General features: G+C 49.9%; 13 protein-coding genes. 7 read left to right on the plus strand and 6 right to left on the minus strand.

All coding sequences use genetic code 11. From position 1 onward, the window contains the following. Window positions 1–183: 183 nt before the first annotated feature. Window positions 184–390: a hypothetical protein gene (locus AC0QH1_RS08870; protein ID WP_324630708.1), complete on the minus strand. Its 207-nt coding sequence runs from the start codon at window positions 388–390 to the stop codon at window positions 184–186. 329 nt (window positions 391–719) lie between these two features. Here AC0QH1_RS08870 and AC0QH1_RS08875 point away from each other — a divergent pair, with 329 nt between their 5' ends. After that, window positions 720–1,244: a pentapeptide repeat-containing protein gene (locus AC0QH1_RS08875; RefSeq protein ID WP_324630709.1), complete on the plus strand. Its 525-nt coding sequence runs from the start codon at window positions 720–722 to the stop codon at window positions 1,242–1,244. 239 nt (window positions 1,245–1,483) lie between these two features. Further along, a complete protein-coding gene (locus tag AC0QH1_RS08880) occupies window positions 1,484–1,930 on the plus strand; it encodes an IS630 family transposase (protein ID WP_324630710.1) in 447 nt (148 codons plus the stop codon). Between the two features lie 132 nt (window positions 1,931–2,062). On the opposite strand, the gene AC0QH1_RS08885 is transcribed toward AC0QH1_RS08880, so the two are convergent. The 3 genes from AC0QH1_RS08885 to trpS all read right to left on the minus strand — a co-directional run bounded on the left by AC0QH1_RS08885 (window position 2,063) and on the right by trpS (window position 4,748). After that, a complete protein-coding gene (locus tag AC0QH1_RS08885) occupies window positions 2,063–2,290 on the minus strand; it encodes a hypothetical protein (RefSeq protein WP_324630711.1) in 228 nt (75 codons plus the stop codon). 343 nt (window positions 2,291–2,633) lie between these two features. Continuing rightward, window positions 2,634–3,566, minus strand: a complete 933-nt coding sequence (locus AC0QH1_RS08890; protein WP_324630712.1) for a methylenetetrahydrofolate reductase — start codon at window positions 3,564–3,566, stop codon at window positions 2,634–2,636. A 171-nt stretch (window positions 3,567–3,737) separates the two neighbouring features. Continuing rightward, complete coding sequence (gene trpS, locus AC0QH1_RS08895; protein ID WP_324630713.1) at window positions 3,738–4,748, minus strand: tryptophan--tRNA ligase; 1,011 nt, start codon at window positions 4,746–4,748, stop codon at window positions 3,738–3,740. A gap of 380 nt (window positions 4,749–5,128) precedes the next feature. Between trpS and AC0QH1_RS08900 the strand changes: the two genes are divergently transcribed. Continuing rightward, on the plus strand, window positions 5,129–5,713 hold the full coding sequence (locus AC0QH1_RS08900; protein ID WP_324630714.1) for a DUF6141 family protein: 585 nt from the start codon (window positions 5,129–5,131) through the stop codon (window positions 5,711–5,713). An 89-nt stretch (window positions 5,714–5,802) separates the two neighbouring features. Beyond that, window positions 5,803–6,606, plus strand: coding sequence for a DUF429 domain-containing protein (locus tag AC0QH1_RS08905; RefSeq protein WP_324630715.1), 804 nt, complete (start codon window positions 5,803–5,805; stop codon window positions 6,604–6,606). A 60-nt stretch (window positions 6,607–6,666) separates the two neighbouring features. Here AC0QH1_RS08905 and glgP read toward each other — a convergent pair whose 3' ends face one another. After that, on the minus strand, window positions 6,667–9,273 hold the full coding sequence (glgP, locus tag AC0QH1_RS08910; RefSeq protein WP_324630716.1) for an alpha-glucan family phosphorylase: 2,607 nt from the start codon (window positions 9,271–9,273) through the stop codon (window positions 6,667–6,669). A 956-nt stretch (window positions 9,274–10,229) separates the two neighbouring features. Between glgP and AC0QH1_RS08915 the strand changes: the two genes are divergently transcribed. Together AC0QH1_RS08915 and AC0QH1_RS08920 are read left to right on the plus strand one after the other, a co-directional pair. Beyond that, window positions 10,230–11,039 (plus strand): SH3 domain-containing protein, encoded by an 810-nt coding sequence (locus tag AC0QH1_RS08915; RefSeq protein WP_324630717.1) that lies wholly within the window; start codon window positions 10,230–10,232, stop codon window positions 11,037–11,039. Between the two features lie 620 nt (window positions 11,040–11,659). Next, entirely contained in the window at window positions 11,660–13,567 is a 1,908-nt protein-coding gene (locus tag AC0QH1_RS08920) for a hybrid sensor histidine kinase/response regulator (protein WP_324630718.1), read from the plus strand. Between the two features lie 68 nt (window positions 13,568–13,635). On the opposite strand, the gene AC0QH1_RS08925 is transcribed toward AC0QH1_RS08920, so the two are convergent. After that, entirely contained in the window at window positions 13,636–14,025 is a 390-nt protein-coding gene (locus AC0QH1_RS08925) for a GFA family protein (protein ID WP_324630719.1), read from the minus strand. A 637-nt stretch (window positions 14,026–14,662) separates the two neighbouring features. On the opposite strand from AC0QH1_RS08925, the gene AC0QH1_RS08930 reads away from it, so the two are divergent. Next, entirely contained in the window at window positions 14,663–14,854 is a 192-nt protein-coding gene (locus AC0QH1_RS08930; RefSeq protein WP_324630720.1) for a hypothetical protein, read from the plus strand. The last annotated feature ends 8 nt before the right edge of the window (window positions 14,855–14,862 follow it).

Here is a 14,862-nt window from a genome sequence, read left to right on the forward strand (position 1 = left end):
ACGGGGGATTGATATTCGCCCACTCATCGGTAATGTTGATTTGAAGCCCGAGAATTTCTGGGGGTTAGCCAATCCACCCACTTGGCAAATCATGGACAGTGGGCATCCCTTACCGATTCGGTGTCGGGAAAGTCTGTGATGTTTTCTATTTTGCCATTTTGTTGCTGAATTGACAGGATGCCTTTATTCCCAGGTTGCGGGATGTGAGAGATACCCAGAGTGGGGAAAGCGCCAGAAGCGGCGATCGCGGTCTTGGTTGGCGAAAGCTAATCTGGGGGAATGGTTTGGGGGGTGAGGGGATAAAATTGCAGAAGCGATTGGCAAACTGGTGGGGGAAAATGCCGCCCTTGGCGATCGCAGGTTAACGTTTGCGGCGCGCAACCGTGGCACTGGGACTCTCGGAGGGACTAGGGGGAAATTATACTTTCTCGATAGAAAAGAATCAATGGGAGGCTTTCGAGACGAGGGTCTATTTTCCCATGAGTTTATGCTGAGTCGCGATCGCCGATGGTGTATGACATATTGTCAATTCTTTTTTTGAGAAAAGAAGCGATCGCGAACCAGAAGCCTGCTTCTGGTTCCCGCTCGATCGATTTTTCTCAACTTTTGCTATTTTAGCAATAAGGGGTTACACCCCCTTTGACAAACGTGCATCTGTATGTATTGGAAGCCGGAGCGGAGAAATCCGGTGACTTGCTGGCACGAAAAGGAAAACGAATGTGAACGTAAAAATCCTCGCGATCTCGGCACTGCTGCTCACCTTCTGTTCTGGTTGTTGGGCAAATCAAGGACACGTTAGACGGTTGCTGGAAACGAAACAATGTCAGGGGTGCAATTTAGTGGGTGCGAATCTGAGGGAGCAAGTTTTAGGGGGTGCCAACCTCAGAGGATCCAATCTCGATCGAGTGGATCTAACCCTGTCTAATCTGTTTTATGCGGATCTCAACGCCGCCTCCTTGGTGAAAGCTCGTATCAGAGGAGCGGATTTGAGAGCGGCGAATTTAAAAGGTGCAAAGCTCAACAATGCGGATCTCAGCAGTGCCGATCTCAGTAGTGCAGATTTAAGGAATGCCGATCTCAGAGGTGCTTCTCTGGAAAATGCGGATTTATCCAATGCAAATTTATTGAATGCCCAGTTAGATGGTGCGTTTCTCAAGGGTGCGAATCTGGCAAACGCTCAAATCGAAGGTGCAGTGGGATTGGTGGTGGAAAACTTGCCCCCCGATCGCCAACCGCAGCAGTGAGCAGTCTCGAATCCATCGGCATTGTAAATCAGTAGGGGTAGGGTGGGCGGTGCCCACCCTATCTCCTGTAGAGAGGCAGATTTATCGCCTCTGGGACTTTTGGGGAGGCGATCGCTGGCTTATCCCTTGCCAGAGCGTCAACAACCCCTGGGCAAGGAGCGATAGTGGCGCTAACCGCCCAGTCAGTTTACATCTAAATATCATAATATGAAAAAGATATAGTTCTCATCCCCCTGCTCATGCCTGCCAAAAATTTTCTGACCCCTACTCAAAAAAAACGGCTGCAAAAAGCCATTCGACAGAGCGAGTGCCCGCGATTTCGCGAACATGCCTTAATTTTGTTATTACAGAACGACGGCAAGACCTACGAAGAAATCGCCGATTTTCTCGGATGTTCCTACAGAACCGTTGCCTATTGGTGCGTACATGGCGACCCCGACAATCTAGACAGCCTCAAAGATCGAAGAGAACGGGGGAACTATCGCAAAGCCTCAGATGCCTATATTAAATTATTGCTCGAAGTGGTCAAACAACCGCCGAGGCAACTGGGATATGACTTTGACCTGTGGACCAGTCAGCGATTAGCCGAACATATGACGCAAGAAACCGGGATTCACCTGAGTGGGACGCAACTGATTCGGATTTTGAGAAAGCACAAAGTCCGCTTACCGATGAGCCGGGTATAAGTTAGCGCTGAAATAATCCTGGATGGAAAGAAAAAAGCGATAACCGCTCAAACGCTCAGGCGGATTCTCCCATGACGGGAAATCGAGCTTCGCGAATCTGCCCCCAATTCCGTCTCAGGTACAACCTGCAAGTTAGATGTATTTATAACCTGGAAAAACAATTTGCCGCTTCGGGAAATCTTCACCGATCGCATCGGTGAGACGATCGCGCCCGGTTGTTATCTGTGACGCCACTGCCTCGCGGCGTTCGGATGTCACTGCACTGCCGGAACACCCTGCGACAAATGGCTTAGGGAAAATTAAGCCATTTGGCTGATGCCGAGAAGCGATCGCGCCACTGATAATGAAAGTAACGATCACCCTGAATTTGTTCGACACCCTGAGTGTTGCACCGCCCCCCCAGCCCTAGGGGGGTTTTTCATTTCTGGGTTCTCCCGCCCGCTCTAACCCTTCAAAAAAAGAGCCTCCAGCCTTCGGCTGGAGGATCTTTTTTCTTGCATCTACTCGTGCTAATGTCAAATTTTGACCGTTCTGTGAGTAGAAAATACACCCTGATGGCAGGGATGAAGGGTGACAGAGGTTTTCCCCTTGCATCCATCCACTTTTATTAGAGATACATCATCTGGCGAAATTTGACAAGATGAACCTTCCCCCCTAGGGGTCTCACCCCCATATCGGCGGGGGTGATGGAGGCGATCGCAAATTACACCGATAGGGCAGGTGCAGAATTGACTGGGGCAACATCGGCCAAATCCAAGATTTCCGGAATCAGGTCTTCCCGACGAACTGCCATCATGTGGACGCCATCACAGAGCGATCGCGCCATTTTTACCTGTTCTGCGGCGATCGCCACCCCTTCGCGCAAGGGATCTTTTGCCTTGGCCAAACGCTCGATAATATACTCCGGAATATCCACTCCCGGCACGCAGCGATTGATAAATTGAGCATTTTTTGCAGATTTGAGCAGAAAAATCCCCGCTAAAACTGGCTTATTACACCCTACAGCCACTTGACTCATAAACTTGTCGAGTTTATCAAAATCGCAAATAAGCTGACTTTGGAAAAATTGAGCGCCTGCTTCGAGTTTTTTCTCAAACCGACGCTGTAAGCCGGACCAACTCTTAAGCTGGGGATCCACAGCAGCGCCTACAAACAAATTCGTGGCGCGATCGGGTAGGGGTTTATCGTTGGCATCAATCCCCCGATTGAGCTTGTCAATCAGCTTGAGCAAACGAACCGATTCTAATTCAAAAACGGATTTGCAATGAGGGTGATCGCCGGCTTTCACCGGGTCGCCGGTTAAGGCGAGGATATTCTGAATTCCCAGGGCATGTGCGCCCATCAAGTCCGCTTGCAGACCGATGCCGTTGCGATCGCGACAAGCCACTTGGCAAATCGGTTCGATGCCGCGTTGCAGCAATATCGTGGACGCGGCGAGGGAAGACATCCGCACCACCGCCCGGGATCCATCGGTGACGTTCACCGCATGAACGCGATTTTTTAGACCCTCGGCCATCTTTATCATGTGGGTCGGATCGCTTCCCTTGGGAGGCATCACCTCGGCGGTAATCAAAAATTCACCCGCTTTGGCAGCACTTCGGAAGCGAGAGTATGTCTGGGGCTGTTGTGCAATCATAAAATCCGATTTGTTGTTAACGCTTTACTGGGGACTGGGAAAGGGAAAGACGATAAACTACGAACGGTTTCGCAAAAATTAAGCGAAAATTTTCCTTAATTCACTGACTGAATCGTTCGGCGATCGCCCTGGGTTTTCCATTGTCCCGGGTTTGCTTTTTCCGGTCGTCGGTTAAACGGGCATGGAATAACCCAGGGCAGTTTTCACCCGATGCAAGGTTTGATTGGCAATTTCTTCTGCCTTTTCTCTGCCCGATCGCAAAACCGATTCTAAATAAGCTCTATCCTCCATTACCGATTTGTATTTTTCCTGAATCGGTTTGAGGGCTTCGATGGTGGTTTCAGTCAGTAAGGGTTTAAATTGACCCCAACCCATATTTTCACATTCATTGGCCACCTCTTGTTTGGTTTTACCCGAGAGCAACATGTAAAGGGTTAGTAAATTATGGCACTCGGGTCGTTCTGGATCGTCAAAGGTCAATCCGCGAATCGGATCGGTTTTCGATCGCTTGATTTTTTTGGCGATCGTATCTGGCGGATCGAGCAAATTAATCCGACTCAGTTCTGATGGATCCGATTTGGACATTTTCTTGGTGCCATCGCTCAAACTCATCACCCGCGCTCCTTCTTTGCGAATCATGGGTTCGGGCAATTTCAGCACCGGATTCTCTTCTTTGCCAAATTGGTGATTGATCCGAACCGCAATATCGCGGGTTAATTCTAAATGCTGCTTTTGGTCCTCGCCCACCGGCACCTTATCGGCATCGTAAAGTAAAATATCCGCCGCCATCAACACCGGATAATCGAGCAACCCCACGTTGACGTTTTCCCCTTGGCGCACCGCTTTTTCTTTAAACTGGATCATGTCTTCAAGCCAGTTGAGCGGCGTGATGCAGTTGAGCAACCAGGTGAGTTCCGAATGCGCCGAAATGTGGGACTGCACGAAAATCGTCGCATGTTGCAGGTCGATTCCACAGGCTAAATAAAGGGCCGCAATGGTGTAGGTGTCTTGCGCCAGAGTTGCTGGGTTATGCGGGACGGTAATCGCATGTAAGTCTACCACACAGAAGAAATTTTCATACTGACTCTGCGCTTCTACCCAGTTGCGAATCGCACCCAGATAGTTTCCCAAGTGCAGATTCCCCGTGGGTTGAACGCCGGATAAAATTCGCTGCTTGCTCATCGCTTGCTCTACTAATCCCCCTGCTAAAACAATGGAAGGCGCGGTTTGAGGTAGTCCTTCCTTTATGAATATTGTTGAATTTTTTTGACAAAATTTCAAATTATCTTAACAAATCTGGGGACGGTTGTTAATTATTCTGGGATGATTATTCCGGTTCGCCTACACCCGAACCGCCCGTCGCCCCTGCATGTCAGCACCCCTGTACCCCGTCACCCCTGCACCCGGTCACCCCCTTTTTTTTTCCGGGGCTGTCGGAATAAATTACCCGGGTGGGAATACTTTAGTGTATCAGGTAGGGGGTCTGAATTGGCGGGCATTTCCTGGCGCTGACCCAGGAGCGATGCGATCGCCCCTCCCCAGTAGACCCCCCCCTTAACCCAATGTCTCCCCAGGGGAGCATACTGGAGGTGGTTGTGGAAAAACTCTCGCGGGTGCCGAATACGGCAGAAGTTGACATGCACGATGTCATTGACACCACGCTTTTATTTCGCGAGGTGCAGCAATTTCGTCAGCTTTGGATTTGGGGGGTGCTTGCCTGTAGTTCCCTCAGTGCCCTCTATGCAGCGCTGATGCCCTTTTTTTTAAAAGACTCTTGGTCAGAAAATGTGGTTGTTAATATCATTTTAATCGGATTTGGCCTGATTTTTGGCATCTTTTTTCCGATTCTGTTCTATACGACAAAATTAGTCACCGAAGTGCGGAGCGATGGCTTGTATTTGAGCTTTTATCCCCTGTTGTTTCATCGGATAAAAATTCCCTTTGAAACTGTGGTCAACTGTGAAGTGACCACCTATCACCCCCTGCGCGATTACGGCGGTTGGGGCATTCGCTATGGTTCCAATGCAAAAGCTTTCAATGTTAGCGGCGATCGCGGCGTGCTTTTAGAACTGACCAATGGCGATCGCATTTTAATCGGTTCCCATCAACCCGAACAACTCGCCAGTCTCCTCAAATTAGCCCGATAATGGGGGTTGTCATTGACCAATGACCAATGACCAATGACCAATGACTATTGACCAATGACCAATGACCAATGACCAATGACTATTGACCAATGACCAATGACCAACAAATGAAATTTATCGGCATTGATTTGGGGTGGAGTTCGGGGGCGAGTGGGTTGTGTTGTTTGGAATGGGAAAGGGAGGGATTGAGACTCTTAGATTTAGGTAGAGAAACGGAGATGGAGGAGATATTAAAATGGGTGGATAGAATGGTGCCCGAAGGGGAAGCGGGGATGGTGGCGGTAGATGCGCCGACGATTATTCCGAATGCCACGGGAATGAGAGTAGCGGATAAGCTAACCCATAAATACTTTGGGCGATATCATGCGGGGTGTTATCCGGCATCTTTGCAGAGTAAATTTGCCCAGAGGACGGTAGGGTTAGGGAAGAGTTTAGAGGCGAGGGGGTTTGCCCATGGGGCAGAAATGGTGCCGAAAAAGCGCGATCGCTATCAAATCGAAGTATTTCCTCACCCGGCGACGATTAACTTATTCAAGTTAGAGCGAATTTTAAAATATAAAAAAGGAAAGTTAGCCCAGCGGCGCTTAGAGTTGATGAAACTGCGGCAATATATGGTAGAGATATTGCCCGGGTTGTCACCGAGTTTGGGTTTAAGTGAAGGGTTTTGGATTTGCGGTGACTCGTCAGAGGTATTTAACGGCAAAGTGAAGGGGTATTCGGGGAAAGAGTTAAAAGCGGTAGAAGACCAGTTAGATGCGCTGCTGTGTGCCTATATTGGGGCGTACTGGTGGTATTGGGGGAGCGATCGCAACCAAGTATTGGGCGATCGCTCCATCGGTTATATCGTCATTCCCATCGCGCAGATGGAGACAGGGCAGAATGGTAACGGTTAAGGATGACAGTGGGAACCCAACCGAGTCCCACTAGATTCCCCACCATTGCCCAAGCGGTTTCTATTCATTCGCCCAGAGGATCTGGAGACCCGGTTGGAAAGGACTGCTCAGATAGGGGTGTTTTGGCAATACCCGCAGAGACAGACCTTGCAAACCGGAAGAAGTATAGGTGATGTTGGCGGTGTAGATGCTGTCGTTATTGGCATCCATCCCTTGGAGATCCATCACCACCGGGACGCCATTGATAATATTGCCATCGGCATCCATCGGTCCTTGATAGAGTTGGACTTCGAGATCTGAGGGTTGCAAGCCGGCGAGGTGAATGCGAGCTTTTACCGCAATATTTTCATTCACCTTGACATCATCTGCCTTAGAGATATCCACATCGAGAATCTTGATATCGTACCAATGTTCGTACAAGTATTCTTTCCAGTGGGCTAATTCCTTGGCCGGTTTGTAGTTATCGGCATGCATGGCATAGAAGCGATCGCTCGCCGGGAAATAGGCGCGCGTGGCATATTCGCTGACCATCCGCGCCGTATTAAAGCGGGGACAATTTAGGCGGATCGCGTCTTTTGTTTTCGCCACCCACTTGTGCGGAATCCCTTCCTCGTCGCGATCGTAGAACAGCGGGATCACTTCTTTTTCCAGCAAATCGTACAAGGCATTGGCTTCCACATCATCTTGATAGTTCGGGTCGTCGTAGAATTCGCCATGCCCGATGGGCCAACCGGTGCGAACGTAATCCGCTTCATCCCACCATCCATCGAGAATGCTCAAATTCAGCAATCCGTTCATTGCCGCTTTCATGCCACTGGTACCGGAGGCTTCCCGGGGACGACGGGGAGTATTCAGCCACACATCGCAACCGGAGACCATCATCCGCGCCACATTAATATCGTAGTCGGGAATGAACACCACATGTTTTTCGCACCCTTGTTCGCGAATGAAATGGGTGATGTGACGGATCATTTCTTTTCCGGGAATGTCGTGGGGGTGGGCTTTGCCGGCGATGACAAACTGCACCATCGGTTTAGTGCCCCCCAATTTAGCACCGGGAATGCGACTGTTATCGAGACCCTGTAAAATCCGCTTGATGCGTTCGATGTCGCGCAGGAACAAGGTTGCCCGTTTGTAGGTTGCAAAGCGACGGGCAAAGCCGATGGTCAGCACGGTGGGATCGAGGACTTCCTGAGCAGCGGCGAGTTCGCTCAAAGAGGCGGCCCGTTCGCGCAGGTATTTTTGCAGGCGTTCTCGCACGAAAACCACTAATTCGGAACGGCAAATTTCCTGATTGCGCCAGAGTTCGTGATCGGGAATCGCATAAACCCGCTCCCACAAGGGATTGTCCTCGGGACTGGTGGACCATTTCGGGCCGAGATAGCGATCGTAGAGTTCTTGGGTAAATTTTGCCACGCAACTGCGAGCGTGGACGCCGTTGGTAATCGAGGTAATCGGCACTTCCGAGGGGGGTAAGGCGGGCCAGAGGTTTTTGAACAGGACCCGGGAGACTTCCCCATGCAGCTTGGCGACGCCATTGACGAAACTGGCCATTTTGATGGCTAGGGTGGCCATGCTAAAGGGGGATTCGAGATCCCCGGTGTTTTCCCGACCCAGGGCGAGAAATTCTTCTCGACTCAAGCCGAAAATTTCGGCATAGTGCCCGAGATAGTACATCACCTTGTCGTAGGGGAATAAGTCGAAGCCGGCGGCAACCGGGGTGTGGGTGGTGAAAACGTTGCTGGCGGCGACCACTTCTTTGGCTTCTAGGAAGCTCAGACCCCGGTCTTGAATTAATTCCCGCATGCGTTCTAGGGCGAGGAAGGCGGAGTGCCCTTCGTTCATGTGGTAAGCGGTGGGTTCGTAGCCGAGGGCTTTGAGCATCCGCATCCCGCCAACCCCGAGCATGATTTCTTGGTGAATCCGCATGTCGATGTCGCCGCCATAGAGTTTGTCGGTGATATCGTGGTCGTAGGGATTGTTGGGTTCGATGTTGGTGTCGAGCATGTACAGGGGGATGGTGCCCACCTGGACGCGCCAGACGCGAGCGTACACTTGACGACCGGGATAGTCTACGGCGATTCGCAGTTCGTTGCCGTTTTCGTCGCGCTCTAGATGCAGGGGCATGTTGTAGAAGTCGTTAATCGGATAACGCTCCTGTTGCCATCCATCGGCGTTGAGATATTGGCTGAAGTAGCCTTCTTGGTAAAGTAAGCCGACCCCGACAAGGGGCAAGCCGCGATCGCTGGCGGATTTTAGGTGATCCCCGGCGAGGACTCCCAAACCTCCGGAGTAAATCGGCAAACAATCGGTTAAGCCAAATTCTGCGGAAAAGTAGGCGTAGCAGTCTTTCTGGGCGTTCTTTTCCCGATGTTTGCGGTACCAGGTTCGTTCGTTTAGGTAGTCTTCGAGTTCGCGCGCCGCACGATCGATTTGGGCGAGAAATCCTTCGTCTTCGGCTACTTCTTGGAGCCTTTCTTGGGAAATGGTTCCCAACATCAATACTGGATTGTGGCGACTGGATTCCCACAAGTCGCGATCGAGTCGCCGAAATAGGTCTTTGGTCTCTAGGTTCCAATCCCAATGAAGGTTATAGGCAAGTTTGCGTAAGGGTTCGAGTTGGGAAGGTAAGGACGGAGAGACGTTAAAGGTGCGAATTGGTTGCATAGGCTACAGTCAATTTTGGGATTGTACGCTCGATAGTAGACAGTGACAAATAAAATTTTTGCCTTCTGCTTTTTTCTATAGCTTATTTTCGAGCCGATCGACCGGGACGTTAAGTTCTCTTAATACTTTTCCCCGATTGAGGTCGAAATTGACTTCGGTTATGGGATCGGTTTTGGGGTTGATTCACCGACCCGCTGGCCGGGAATGAATCCACTGGCTTTGGCTCGGGCATCTTTATTTTGGCAAGATACCACGGCTAGGGATTAATTCTCGGCTGATTGTCTCGGTTTTTTAATGTTTGATGACTTGCGTCTTTCCAAAGTGGGTGGTTTTATGCTAAAGCGGGTTATGGGTTTGTGAATCTCGGCATGGGTTTTCTCTATCATACTCAATTGTCAAAGTCAATCTACCTGCGGATAGAGTCGCATCTCGGGTTAAATTTCGCTCGGCGTCCCACCCGGGCGATCGCACTTTGACTCGGGACTTACCCTCTGCCTGTTTCTCAACCCTTTGCTGCTTTCGCACAGCCTCATGCATCTGCCTACAAATTCGCCCTCGTCACTCCCCTGACTATACATCAAACCCGGAGTTGAAATGCAACCCGCTTTGGCCGGTTGTATCCCTTTTCTCTCAAAACCGATGCTTTTCTTTCCCCTTGTCTGGGGTCGCAAGCTGTTATCGCTCGCTTCTATTCCCTGTCTACCACCCTCTGAGTCTATTCTCTCTATTTAACTGGGAAAAATTGGCGAGTTTTTAGCTAAAAAATATCCAATTTGCCAACAAGGAAAAGGTTAACTGAAACTCGTTATATTTGCAGGGTTTGTCTACCCTAAATGATGGGAAATCCACCGAGGTAAATTAGCGGTTATAAAAGAAAGCCAAATGAAAAGAAGGTGAAGGTAAATTGGTAGGATAAAATATGACGATCGACAACGATTCAAGATAGGGGGAATAAAATGATGAAGCAAAGACTACCCTGGCTGATTCTCGGCGCGGTGGCGATTGGATTGGCGATCGGTGCGTCTGTGGCGGCGACGATCCGCAGTGTTTCCCAAAATAAAGTGCAAAGATTGCCCGGGAAAGCTACGATTCCCCGGGAGATTACTCTCACGGATCTCAATAGAGAACTGGATCTAGAAGATGAAGCAGAACCGGGAAGCGAGTTTTACGAGTTTCGGGAACAATTGCGGCAGGCAGTTGAGGAACGGAATGCGGGATTTGTGGCTTCGGTTTTGCCAGACGAGGGACTGAGAATTGGGTTTTCTGTGCCCCGATCGCCCGAGGCACTACAGGTGGAGGATCCGGAGGCGCGAATTTGGTCTTTGTTGGAAAAAGCGATCGCTACGGGTTGCGCGATCGCCGAAAATCCGCCCCCTTACAATACAGACCCCGCAACGGCAATTTGGGTCTGTCCGAATGTGACGCAAGCTCTCAAGCGTCAAATGCCCCCATCTGATGCGGAATCGGGTCTTTCTTGGGAAGTTAATTCGGTGGTGATTGTGGGGGAAAATGTTAACGTGCGATCGCAGCCCAACTTGTCCGGGGCGGCGATCGCTTCCCTTTCCAATCAAGTGGTGAAGCGCGATCCCGCCCGCGAGTCCGAGTCAAATCTCAATCCGATCGCTGGCTGGACGCCTATACTCTTGTCGGATGACAGGCAAGGTTACGTTTATAATCGTTATGTGTATTCCCCATTAGATTACCGCCTATTTATCGGTCAGGTGGAGTCCAACTGGCAATTACTGGGTATGCCAGGGGGGGACTAACGCTCAGGGGTTTGGGCGATGGAAGGAGGCACACCTGGAGGGAGGGAACTTTTCGCATCTCTCCTTCGTCTTCAGGTTTTTATCGCTTCTCAGGACAAGTCCTTGACCCGCAAGCCTCTCAACTCCTTCTCCCGCTTGGGTTGGCGCGGGCGATCGCCGCGCTATTCCCCGGGGGACGAGTGTGTGGCGAGAGAAGGGCAAAATGTAATCTAAGTCACTGACACGGGTTGTCCATTTCATGTATTCTAGAAATATCAAACTCAACGGTTTCAATGATTAATTTATGAAACATTCTCTGGATAAGACTTTCACGAAATCTTTATATTAGAGATGGCCCGAATCGAGAGGATCGATAGAGTTTTCCCTATCTTTACTGTGATTGACACTCAATAAGAAACCGTTCCCTCCGCCTTGAAGGTGAAGCGTCACCGATGGGAGTTGTTCCTGTGGTGCTGCGCGCCAGACAAGGAGGAAGGGGAAAAACTAGCGAGGAGCCTAGCTAGGCAGACTGAAACCCACTGGCAATCGTCATCTTAACTGAAATGTTGGCCAACCCGGTGGGTAGGACAATACAACTGGCTCTGTGAAACCCATCTCCGCGTCGGACAAGGAGAACACAAGTGAATATACCACTTCGCGTATTAATTGTCGAGGATTCAGAAGATGACACCCTGTTGCTACTGCGTGCCTTGCGGCATGGGGGCTATAACCCGCAGTATGAAAGGGTGGAGACCGAAAAAGCGATGAAAGCCGCTCTCGACAGACAGGGGTGGGATGTGGTGATTGCAGATTATTCCTTACCGAGTTTTAGCGGAATTAAGGCGCTGGAGGTGATGAAACGGCGCGAACCGGATGTACCGTTTATTATCGTGTCGGGGGCGATCGGGGAAGATTTGGCAGTGGGGGCGATGAAAGCAGGTGCCCAAGATTATTTGATGAAAGATAACCTGACGCGACTGGCCCCGGCGATCGGGCGGGAATTGGCGGAGGCAGAAATGCGGCGATCGCGAGAGAAAGCACAAGAGCAAATTCGCCAACAAGCTGCTTTGCTCGATATCGCACAAGATGCGATAATCGTGCAAGACTTGGAGGGGCGGATTTGCTTTTGGAACAAAAGTGCGGAACGCTTGTATGGCTGGAGTGCAGAAGAAGCTATCGAGCGCTTAGCCGAAGAACTGCTGTTTGGCAAAACTGCGCCACAGATGGATGGTGCAAGGCAGATGCTAGCCACGCAAGGGGAATGGTGCGGCGAGTTACAACAAATCGCGAAGTCGGGCCATGAAGTGACGGTAGAAAGTCGCTGGAAGTTAATTCGCGATGAGAAAGGTCATCCGCGATCGATTTTTGTGGTGAATACAGATATTACCGAGAAGAAAAAATTAGAAGCACAATTTCTGCGATCGCAACGCCTGGAAAGTATCGGCACTCTCGCCAGTGGCATCGCTCACGATCTAAATAATGTTCTCACCCCCGTGTTGTTAGCCTTGCCAATCCTGGAACAAAAGTTATCCGACGACTCGGGCAAGCGGATTTTAGACATGGTAGAAACCAGCGTCAGGCGCGGCGCAGATATCGTCAAACAAGTGCTGGCGTTTGGACGGGGACTCGAAGGCAAGCACGTCCAACTTCAACCGCGATATCTGATTAAAGAAATCAAAAAAATGATTCAGGAAACGTTTCCCAAATCAATCGAGATTGTTACCGAATTTCATAAGAATCTGTGGACGATTTCTGGGGATGCCACTCAACTCGAACAGGTGTTGCTCAATCTGTGCGTCAACGCCCGCGATGCCATGCCCAATGGCGGGTTGTTAAAAATTTCCGCAGAAAATGTGGTACTCGATGAAAATTACGTTCGCATGAATATCGATGCGAAAGTGGGGTCTTATGTGATGATTACGGTGTCGGATACCGGCACTGGTATTCCGGAAGGGATTCTCAATAAAATTTTCGACCCGTTTTTTACTACAAAAGAAGTGGGAAAAGGAACCGGGTTGGGTCTTTCTACGGCGATTGCGATCGTGAAAAGCTACGGCGGTTTTGTGAATGTGTATAGCGAGGTGGGAGAGGGAACTTGCTTTAAAATCTATTTCCCGGCGATCGTGAAACCCGAACCGAAGAAAAAAGCCACGAAACTCCCTAAATTGCCCACTGGAAATGGCGAATTAATTCTCGTGGTCGATGATGAAGTGTCTATCCGCGAGATTACTCAGGAAACCCTGGAAAGCTTCGGCTACCGCGTTTTGGGGGCGCAGGATGGCACGGAAGCAGTGGCACTTTACGCGCAAAATATCCAGGAGGTGCAAGTGGTTTTGACGGATATGAGAATGCCCTATATGGATGGGGTGGCCACAATTCGCGCTCTGCGAAAAATTAATCCGAAACTGAAGATTATTACTACTAGCGGATTGACCGCCAGCCGCAAAATTGCCAAAGCTAGTGGGGTAAACGTACAAGCGTTTTTACCCAAACCTTACACCGCCGAAAGATTACTCCGACTGTTGCACAAGGTTTTGAAATTGAAGTAACAAAGTGTATGGGTGAGAGAAGAAAGGGCAACTCCTAGGGAAAATTTATGGCGGGTGATTCGCCACTCTTAGCGAATTTTTTGCACGTTGTCCTCCCAATGTTGTCCATCAAAAGGAATAACCCGAAATCGAGACAAGATATCGCCATCGAGACAGCGCAGGTTGATGTCGAAGCAGTCGGGATGCGATCGCGGTCGGTAAAAGGAATGAATCCCACAGCGTTTGCAAAACAGATGCTTGGCAATTTCGGTATTGAAGGTGTACAGTTGCAGCATCTCTTCTCCCTGCAATAGGGTAAATTGATGTTCGGGCACGATTAGATGTAGAAATCCTTTTTTGCTGCAAATCGAGCAATTACAATCCACAGCTTCGTGCTTGTCCACCGTCACGCGAAATCGCACCGCGCCACAATGACAGCCGCCTTCGTAAGTGATGGGTTGTTCTGGGTTGTGGGTCATGTAGAGGGAGGGGTAAAGGTGGAAGATGAACGCTGATTTAAAACCTATTTTATGACGATTGGGTTAAATTTGACAAGTGGCTGCGATCGCCCTTGGTGGACGCTTCAGCAGCAGCCCGAGGATTGCCTGTCTGGAACAAGATACCCATGTCCAGGATGCTTTTCCCTACTCCAGTAGATTAGATAACACTACCCCACGATGTGGATGCCGTTTTTATATTGAAAATAGCTTTTTTCCCTGTGGGATAAAAAGGGTACTTGGGGGCAGATTTTCTGTCCCTTTTTTCAATTTTTTTTGGCAGGGCGATCGCAGTCATGCGAACGCTTTTTTATGGGAAAAGTGGTAGTCAATGTGGCTTGTCAAAAAACCAATCCAAAGAGCGCGCAAAATAGTCGGCAGTATCGTTTTCCCAAAAATGAACCATCCGCCCTAACGGCGGAACAAGGCACTGTCACGTGCTTACCGCCGATGTATGGCGCGAGACATGAGGGTGAAAATCGGTAACGGGAAATGCGATCGCACCTTCCGATAGGTAGAGAGAGCCTCCAGTGATTTCTAACTGACGAGAGAAAAATAACCACTTGGTTTAGGCTAAAGTGGAATCGTCACAAAAAAACCAGCTCCATTTGCCAGCGCAATGGAAGTAATAGCACATCCCAGTGGTTTGGGAGAGTTGCCCCAGGGGACTACCCCCGCCAGCATCACCGCCATTTTCTGCCAGAGCAATGCTTCCAGCAAGTGTACCAACGGAGAAGATGTAGGGATGGCAGCTTCACCGGGTAGTGACTGTCTTTTTGACAGCATTGCCTTCCATGACTTTCAGCGCTGAAGAGAAGC

The organism is Phormidium sp. CCY1219 (assembly GCF_055795085.1).

What these genes read in the sequence shown, in the direction of transcription:
- AC0QH1_RS08915 (WP_324630717.1), top strand. Translation starts at nt 10,230, where the DNA reads ATGATGAAGCAAAGACTACCCTGGCTGATTCTCGGCGCGGTGGCGATT.
- glgP (WP_324630716.1), bottom strand. Translation starts at nt 9,273, where the DNA reads ATGCAACCAATTCGCACCTTTAACGTCTCTCCGTCCTTACCTTCCCAA.
- AC0QH1_RS08890 (WP_324630712.1), bottom strand. Translation starts at nt 3,566, where the DNA reads ATGATTGCACAACAGCCCCAGACATACTCTCGCTTCCGAAGTGCTGCC.
- AC0QH1_RS08905 (WP_324630715.1), top strand. Translation starts at nt 5,803, where the DNA reads ATGACCAATGACCAACAAATGAAATTTATCGGCATTGATTTGGGGTGG.
- trpS (WP_324630713.1), bottom strand. Translation starts at nt 4,748, where the DNA reads ATGAGCAAGCAGCGAATTTTATCCGGCGTTCAACCCACGGGGAATCTG.
- AC0QH1_RS08880 (WP_324630710.1), top strand. Translation starts at nt 1,484, where the DNA reads ATGCCTGCCAAAAATTTTCTGACCCCTACTCAAAAAAAACGGCTGCAA.
- AC0QH1_RS08900 (WP_324630714.1), top strand. Translation starts at nt 5,129, where the DNA reads ATGTCTCCCCAGGGGAGCATACTGGAGGTGGTTGTGGAAAAACTCTCG.
- AC0QH1_RS08930 (WP_324630720.1), top strand. Translation starts at nt 14,663, where the DNA reads ATGGAAGTAATAGCACATCCCAGTGGTTTGGGAGAGTTGCCCCAGGGG.
- AC0QH1_RS08925 (WP_324630719.1), bottom strand. Translation starts at nt 14,025, where the DNA reads ATGACCCACAACCCAGAACAACCCATCACTTACGAAGGCGGCTGTCAT.